The sequence below is a fragment of the Micromonospora sp. AMSO12t genome, from assembly GCF_008806585.1.
GTDB lineage: Bacteria > Actinomycetota > Actinomycetes > Mycobacteriales > Micromonosporaceae > Micromonospora > Micromonospora reichwaldensis.
In genome coordinates, this window is record NZ_WAAS01000298.1 from 1 (window position 1) to 7438 (window position 7438).

The window sequence follows — 7438 nt, forward strand, 5'->3', positions numbered from 1 at the left end:
TCGCCGACGTGCCCCGGATCGCGGTGCTGCCGGGGGCGCGTTCCGCGCCCGGTCCGCTGGTCGCCGTCCCCGCGGAACGTGTCGGGGGCGGCCGGGTGGTGGAGCTGCACGGCTGGATCGCGGCCCGCGATCGCCGCCCCTCGGCCGGCCCCGCCCCGTCGACCGCGCGCGACCGCGTCGCCATCGACCTGAAGACCGGCAAGTCCACCGCCGGCACGGCCGACGACCTCGCCGAGCACCCGGCCGGCCCCGCTGCGACGGCAGCCCTCGGGGCGGGCGGTTCGGCGCGGCGGCAGGGGCGCGGGCAGCGGCCGAGGTGGGTCCTGCCGCGCGGCAGGCCGGTCGCGGCGTGAGCGGGCGGTGTGTTGGACGCGGGGAGGGGGCGGCCAGGGGATCTCCCCCACGATCCAAACTAACGGGAATTCGATCCGGGCGGTATCGGGCGACCGACCGAGTGCGCGCCTCGGGGTCGGCTGGCTAGGTTCGCCCGATGCCTGTCGAAGAGATCACCGCCTCCGCCGCCGGTACCTGGACGCTCGGCGACCGGACCGTGCACCGGATGGGGTTCGGCTCCATGCGGCTCACCGTCGACCCGGACCGGGCGCGCGCCGTCCGCGTCCTGCGCCGGGCCGTCGAGCTGGGCGTCAACCACATCGACACCGCCGCCTTCTACGTCTCGCCGGGCGGGCCGCTCGGCGTCGGCACCGGCTCGCCCCGGTACGCGACCGACCTGATCCGCGAGGCCCTCGCGCCGTACCCGGACGACCTGGTCGTCACCACCAAGGTCGGGCCGTCCTTCGACGAGGCGACCGGGCACCGCGAACTGGGCCCGGCGGAGCTGCGCCGGGAGGTGGAGGAGAACCTGCGCCGCCTGGGCCGGGACCACCTGGACGTGGTGAACCTGCGGATCGTCCGGCGACCCGGGCGGGACTCGGTGGCGGAGCGCTTCGCCGCCCTGGCCGAGCTGCGCGACGCCGGGCTGATCCGGCATCTCGGCCTGTCCAACGTGCGGGTGGATCACCTGGACGAGGTGCGGGACATCGCGCCGGTGGTGTGCGTGCAGAACGCGTACGCCCTCGACGTGAACCGGTGGGCCGACGAGCTGCTGCGGGTCTGCGGCGAGCGGGGGATCGCCTTCGTGCCGTTCTTCGCGATCGCGGGCGCCGGGCGGGAGGCGGGCGCGGGCGACGACCACGACGAGGCCGTACGGGCGGTGGCGCGCGCGCACGGCGCGACCCCGCACCAGATCCGCCTGGCCTGGACGCTGCACCAGGGGCCGCACGTGCTGGCCATCCCCGGCACCGGCGACCCGGCGCACCTGGCGCAGAACGTGGCGGCCGGGGCGATCCGGCTCACCCCCGAGGACCTGGCCCGCCTCCGCTGACCGCGGGCGCCCCGCCCGCGCGGCGTGGTGGCGCGTCAGCGACCGTCGAGGAAGGCGACCGCCCGCTCCCACGTCCGGCTGGCGGCCGCCGGGTCGTGGTCGGGCAGGTCGGGATCGGTGTAGAGGTGACCGACGCCGGGATAGCGGTGGACGCTCAGCTCCGCGCCCGCGCCGGTGATCGCCCGCTGCCACCGGCCGAGCTCGGGCTCCGGGGGGTATTCGTCCGGGTCGGCCATGTGCAGCTGCACCGGCAGGCCCGGACGGACCGCCTCCGGCGCACCGCCGGCGCCGTGCAACAGCAACAGCGCGGCGGCGGCGGGGCGCTCGGCCAGCAGCGCGCCGGCCACCGCGGCCCCCATGGAGAACCCCGCCAGCACCGCCTCGGGCGGCGCCTCGTGCAGCGCCGCCCTGGCCCGGCCCATCACGGCCACCTCGCCGACCTCGCCGAGCAGGGCGAAGCCCGCCTCGATCGTGTCGACGGCCGGCGCGCCGTAGAGGTCGGGGGTGACGACGTGGTGGCCGGCGGCGCGCAGCCGGTCGGCGGCCGTCAACACGGCGGGTCGCAGCCCGTAGGCGGAATGAAACAGCACGACGTGTCCCATCGGGACATTCTGTCTGACGAATGCGACGGGGCCGGGCCGCCGCGCTGACCCGCCGCCGACGCGAGGCCGGGTCAGCCCAGCGATTCCAGTCGCCGCACCAGCTCGCCCGGCGCCGGCATGGCGGCGATCTCGGCGCTGACCTGCCGCGCCGCGTCGCGCAGCGCGGTGTCGGTGACGAGCCGGGTCAGGGTGTCGGCGGTGATGTCGCGGGTGCGGGCGGCGATGCCGGCCCCACGCGCGGCCACCAGCTCGGCGTTGTGCCGCCGGTCGCCCGCCCCGACGGTGGCCAGCTGCGGCACCCCGGCGATCAGCGCGCTCAGGACGCTGCCCGCGCCGCCGTGGTGGACCAGTGCCGCGCTCGCCGGCAGGGCCGCGGGGACCGGGATCCAGTCGACCGTACGCACGTTGCCGGGCAGCGCCCGGCGGGCCAGCCGCGCCTCCGGGCGGACCAGCACGAACTCGGCGTCGACCCGGTCGGCGACGGCGACGACGGCCGGCATCGGTCCAGCGCTGCCGGGGCCGGCGACGGTGCTGCGGCTGACCAGCACCCGTGGCCGCTCCCCCGGCTCGCGCAGCCAGTCCGGCAGTTCGCCGCCCGCCTCGGTGGCGTAGCGCATCGGCCAGCCGTCCTGACGCAGCACGCTGGGCGGGGCGACGGCGATCGCGGCGGCCGGCGGCGGCAGCTCGGTCAGGCCGTGCCTGCGCAGCGCCGGGCCCAGCCGCGCCAGGGTCGCCCGGGCCAGCTCGCGGCCGTCGAAGAGGGCGTTCTCCTGGCGTACGGCGGGCACGCCGAGCGTCGCGGCGGCGAGAGCGCCGGCCACCGCGAACGGCTCGTGGACCACCAGGTCGGGTCTCCACTGCCCGGCGAGGGCGACCACCCCGCCGGCGAGCTGGTCGTTGACGGCGCCGAAGAGCAGCCCGGCGCCCCGGGTGCCGGCGGTGCCGGCCAGTTCGGCCCGCGCGGTCAGCGGGTGGCGCAGCAGCACGCGGCGGGCGATGCGTCCGAAGTCGAACGCGGGCGCGACGTCGCGCGCCGGCAGCCCGGGGCGCACCGCCCGCAGCCCGTCGGCGGCGGTGGCGACGAGCACCTCGTGCCCGGCGTCGCGCAGTGCGGCGGCCAGCGGCAGCAGCGGAGCGACGTGCCCGATCAACGGCGCGGAGACCACCAGTACTCGCACCGCGCCGATGCTAGCCCCGGCGGAGCCCCTCGTGGGGGCACCGGACGACGCGGTTCGGACGGCGGCGGGTTCAGCCGGCGGTCGGGGGAAGGGTCCGGCTGCGGCCCCGGAACTCGGCCACCACCGCGCCGTCGTCCCGGGTGACGGTGACGTCGTAGATGCCGCTGCGGCCGTACCGGGTGCGCTCGGTGGCGTGCGCCGTCAGCAGGTCACCCTCGTGGGCGGGACGGACGAAGCTGATCTCGCCGCTGGCGGCGACGGTGGCCGGGCCGTGGCTGTTGCAGGCCAGCGCGAAGGCGGTGTCGGCGAGCAGGAACACGAACCCGCCGTGGGCGATGGCGTGGCCGTTGACCATCGCGCCGGTCACCCGCATCCGGGCCACCGCCGCTCCGCCGGCGGCCTCCACCAGCTCGATGCCGAGCCCCCGGCTGGCGACGTCGGCGGCGAACATGGCGTACGCGGCGTCGCGCCCGGCCCCCTCAGCCGTCCCGCCGTCGATCGACGACCGCCCCGTCCCGCCCATCGACCGCTCCACGCCTGTTTCGGGGCGGCCCCCTCGACCGCCGGTCCCGGTACCGTACGCCGTCTGCCCGCACCGCACCGACGGCACCCGTCACGGGTCCTGCGGGTCCAGGTCGCGCTCGCGCAGCAGCGCGTCCAGCTTCGCCTCGATCCGCTCGTCGGACTCGCGGGACTGGGAGGAACCCCAGTGGTAGAACAGGGCCAGCCCCGCCGCCTGCCAGATCAACTGGAGGAACTCGGACTGCCAGTTCTCGAAGGTGGAGGCGAGGAACTGCGGCAGGAAGTCGGCCCAGGCGAAGGACCGGCCGTGCTGGCTCGCCTCGTCGCTCGCCACGGAGGCCTGGAAGACGAACTGCGCGATCCAGGAGAGCAGGAACAGCGCCCCGGTCACCAGCGCGAAGGCGTACGCCCTGGGCCACCTCGGCCTGCGGAACGGCGGCCCCTGTGCCCGGCGGTGTGACCGCCCGCCCCGGGACGGTGCCCCGGCCGGCCGCGCGCCGGAGGTCGTCGTGTCGGACATCGCGCTCCCCTTTCGACGAATCCCCAGGTAGGTGGCCTGTGCCCCGGGACAGGCGCGACAAAACGGCGCACCGGCGTGGCGCGGCCCGCCACGCCCGCGCCCTGCTCGGGGACCGGATCACCGTCGTCACCGCCGACCTGAACCGGCCCGACCGGCACGCCGCGTTCCCCACCGCGAGTACGACGCCGTCCTCACCGCCAGCGCGCTGCACCGGCTGCCGGGCGAGCGGCTCGAACGGCTCCACGCCGGACGCTAGGCTGGCGGGCGCGCCGAGGTCCCGCCCCGTGGCACCGGCGGGGAGGGCGAGGTGACCGGACCGGATCCGCGGGTCGACCCGGACGTCGACCTGCGCGTACCCGCCGACCGGGGCGAGCTGGCCGCCCGTCCCGGCGGGGTGCTCGGCTCCGTCGCGGCCGGCGGCGCGCTCGGCGCCCTGGCCAGGGCCGGCCTCCAGCACGCCGTCCCGCACGGCCCGACGGGCTTCCCGTGGGCGACCTTCGCCGTCAACCTGACCGGGTGCCTGCTGATCGGTGTCCTGATGGCGGCGCTGGAGCGCTCCGGTGGCCGCCGACCGCTGCTGCGCCCGTTCCTCGGCGTGGGCGTCCTCGGCGGCTACACCACCTTCGCCACGTACGCCGTGGACGTCCGCCTGGCGCTCGACGCCGGCGCGCCGGAGGTGGCCCTGGGCTACCTGGCCGCGACCCTGCTCGGCGCGCTGGTCGCGGTCTGGCTCGGCGACGCCGTCACCGGCCGGCTGCTCGACGCCCCCCGCCACGGCCGGCCGGAGCGCGGGGCCGGCCGGTGACCGTGCTGCTGATCGCGCTCGGCGCGGCCGTCGGCGCGCCCCTGCGTTACCTCACCGACCGGGCGGTGCAGGCCCGGCTCGGCGGCGTCTACCCGTGGGGCACGCTGACCGTCAACGTGGCCGGGTCGCTGCTGCTCGGTCTCCTGGCGGGGCTGCCCGTCGGCCCGGCCGTCAGCGCGCTGCTCGGCACCGGCTTCTGCGGCGCGCTGACCACGTACTCGACCTTCGGGTACGAGACGCTGCGGCTGGCACGCCGGGGCCGGCGGTTCCTCGCACTCGTCAACGTGCTCGCCAGCGTGGCCGCCGGCCTCGGCGCCGCCACCGCCGGCTTCGCCCTGGCCCGGGCCGCCACCGGCTGAGCGGGCGGCTCAGCGACGCGGGTCCGTCGGCCCGTCGGGCAGGCGCAGGTCGACCAGGGCCGCCGCAGCGACCGAGCCGCTCACCCGCGTCCTGCCCCGTCGCGGACCGTCGACCGTCTCCACACCCCCGGGCGCAGCCCGGCGAAGCGCGCCTGACGGCGGACGGCCTCCCCGTCAGGCCAAGTCGGGCGGCGCGGTGGGGCGGGACGCGACGCACCAGGCGGCGGTCGCGGCGACCGCCACCGTCGCGCTGAACAGGAAGGGTGCCCGCATGCCCAGGCCGGCGGCCAGCGCCCCACCGGCGAGTGCCCCGAGCGCGGTGCAGCCGTAGGAGAGCATCCGGGAGGCGGCGACCACCCGACCGAGCAGGTCGCCGGGCACGAGGCGTTGCCGGACCGACAGCGCGGCCACGTTGAGGACCGCGAACGACGCGCTGGTGACGACGACGACGACCACCGCGGCGATCCGGTGCGGCGCGACGGCCAGGAGGGCCGGTGTCCCGGCCGTGACCGCCATTGACCAGGCCAGCACGCGACGGTGCCGGAACCGGCCGATCAGCCGGTCGGCGACGAGTGAGCCGGCGAGCCCGCCGGCCGCGCCGGTCGCCAGCAGCAGGCCGAAGCCGAGCGCGCCGAGACCGAGGCTCTGCCGCGCGTACAGCACGAAGATCGCGAACCAGGCGCTGTCCGCGGCGGCGACTGCCGCGCCGACGACCACGAGCGTACGGAGCACGGGTTGCCGTACCAGCCAGCGCAGCCCGGCGAGCGCCCCGCGCCTGGCCGGGGCGGCGGTGACGCTCCGCCCGTCCGCGTCGGCGCCGGACCGTCCCGGGCCAGGGCGGGCCAGGCTCAGCGGCAGGGACAGCACGAGCATGACGGCCAGCGCGAGCGAGGCGCCGTTGACGGCGAAGGGCAGCGCCGCGCCGACGACGAACAGCATCGCCCCGACCGGCGGGCCGACGAACTCGTTGCCCACGATCTCACCCGCCACCAGGCGGCCGTTGGCCCGCTCCAGCTGCGCGTCGTCCACCAGACGGGGGATCGCGGTCTGGGCGGCGGTGTCGCGCAGGGTCTCGCCGACACCGAGCAGGAAGGCGGCGGCGACCACGAGCGCGACCGAGGCCAGGCCCGTTGCCACGGCCACGGCCACCGCCGCCAGCACCACGACGCGGCTGGCGTCGGCGGCGGCGATCAGTGCACGGGCCGCCCGACGGTCCGCCAGCACGCCAGCCAGCAGGCCGGTGACCAGCCACGGCAGGAACTGCGCCGCAGCCACTGCGGCCACCGCCACCGGGTTGTCGCTCAGCGCGGCGGCGAGCAGCGGGAAGGCGGCCACCCGGATGCCGTCGCCCAGGTTGGCCAGCGCCGCGGCGGTCCAGAACGTCCAGAAGGGACGTCCTAGCGACCGGGACCGATCAGCCATCAGGGCACCTTACCGCGCCGGATCCGACGGAGCGGCCCCGTGCCTGCCGGCGAGCAGCGGGCAGCGGGCCGGAGTGGTCCCGGGCGCACCGGTCGAGGGGGCGTGGCGTCCCGGCGGGTCAGCGGCGTGACGTCCCGGCCGGTCAGCGGGCGTGACGCTCCGGGTGGGCCCGGTTCCACGCCCGCATCCGCTCCGGGTAGCCGGTGCGGGCGGCCTCGTACAGCGGCACCGCGTGCTTGCGGGCGATGGAGCCGGCGGCGCGCGGCGAGCCGGTACGACGGCGGATCCACTCGCCGTCGTGAGCGATGGCGACCACGGTGGTGTCGGTTGCCGTGGTCTCCGGTTCCAGGTAGAACTCCACGCCCCGGCGGCTGGCCACGAACGCCTCCAGCGCGGCCAGGTCCTCCCGGGTCGCCTCGCGGTCGAGCTTCGTCGGGGTCGCGTCGGCGGCGCGCGGCCGCCGGTTGAACCAGCCCATGCCCGGCTCCTCTCCTCGGCGTCTCCCCAGTGCAGCACCGTCACCTGGCAACCGCCTGCGCACTACCTGGGAGCCACCTGCGCGCGCCCGGTCGTCGCCCCGGGCGCGCCCTCTGTGGGACGACGGACGAGCACGGGCCGGCGGGCGGGTGGCCGCTCAGCGGGCCGG

At 77.3% G+C, this 7438-nt stretch carries 10 protein-coding genes; 4 read left to right on the top strand and 6 right to left on the bottom strand.

All coding sequences use genetic code 11. From position 1 onward, the window contains the following. The coding region (locus F6X68_RS33705; RefSeq protein WP_192581570.1) for a hypothetical protein at window positions 1-353 on the top strand (353 nt) is incomplete at its 5' end. 137 nt (window positions 354-490) lie between these two features. Next, window positions 491-1384 (top strand): aldo/keto reductase, encoded by an 894-nt coding sequence (locus tag F6X68_RS28350; RefSeq protein ID WP_151457122.1) that lies wholly within the window; start codon window positions 491-493, stop codon window positions 1382-1384. A 35-nt stretch (window positions 1385-1419) separates the two neighbouring features. Here F6X68_RS28350 and F6X68_RS28355 read toward each other — a convergent pair whose 3' ends face one another. The 4 genes from F6X68_RS28355 to F6X68_RS28370 all read right to left on the bottom strand — a co-directional run bounded on the left by F6X68_RS28355 (window position 1420) and on the right by F6X68_RS28370 (window position 4206). Further along, window positions 1420-1986 carry a dienelactone hydrolase family protein gene (locus F6X68_RS28355; RefSeq protein ID WP_151457123.1) on the bottom strand — a complete coding sequence of 189 codons (567 nt, stop codon included), beginning with the start codon at window positions 1984-1986 and terminating at the stop codon, window positions 1420-1422. A 71-nt stretch (window positions 1987-2057) separates the two neighbouring features. Continuing rightward, on the bottom strand, window positions 2058-3164 hold the full coding sequence (locus tag F6X68_RS28360; protein ID WP_151457124.1) for a nucleotide disphospho-sugar-binding domain-containing protein: 1107 nt from the start codon (window positions 3162-3164) through the stop codon (window positions 2058-2060). Between the two features lie 70 nt (window positions 3165-3234). Further along, complete coding sequence (paaI, locus tag F6X68_RS28365) at window positions 3235-3687, bottom strand: hydroxyphenylacetyl-CoA thioesterase PaaI (RefSeq protein ID WP_151457125.1); 453 nt, start codon at window positions 3685-3687, stop codon at window positions 3235-3237. A 90-nt stretch (window positions 3688-3777) separates the two neighbouring features. Next, window positions 3778-4206, bottom strand: a complete 429-nt coding sequence (locus F6X68_RS28370; RefSeq protein ID WP_225852477.1) for a DUF6766 family protein — start codon at window positions 4204-4206, stop codon at window positions 3778-3780. A 307-nt stretch (window positions 4207-4513) separates the two neighbouring features. Between F6X68_RS28370 and F6X68_RS28380 the strand changes: the two genes are divergently transcribed. Continuing rightward, window positions 4514-5011, top strand: a complete 498-nt coding sequence (locus F6X68_RS28380; RefSeq protein ID WP_151457126.1) for a CrcB family protein — start codon at window positions 4514-4516, stop codon at window positions 5009-5011. Further along, window positions 5008-5370: a fluoride efflux transporter CrcB gene (crcB, locus tag F6X68_RS28385; RefSeq protein ID WP_151457127.1), complete on the top strand. Its 363-nt coding sequence runs from the start codon at window positions 5008-5010 to the stop codon at window positions 5368-5370. Before F6X68_RS28380 ends, crcB begins: the two co-directional genes overlap by 4 nt. 174 nt (window positions 5371-5544) lie before the next feature. Here the strand turns inward: crcB and F6X68_RS28390 are convergent, their stop codons facing one another. Together F6X68_RS28390 and F6X68_RS28395 are read right to left on the bottom strand one after the other, a co-directional pair. Beyond that, entirely contained in the window at window positions 5545-6792 is a 1248-nt protein-coding gene (locus F6X68_RS28390; RefSeq protein ID WP_151457128.1) for an MFS transporter, read from the bottom strand. Between the two features lie 142 nt (window positions 6793-6934). Next, a complete protein-coding gene (locus tag F6X68_RS28395; protein WP_132234772.1) occupies window positions 6935-7270 on the bottom strand; it encodes a hypothetical protein in 336 nt (111 codons plus the stop codon). Between the last annotated feature and the right edge of the window lie 168 nt (window positions 7271-7438).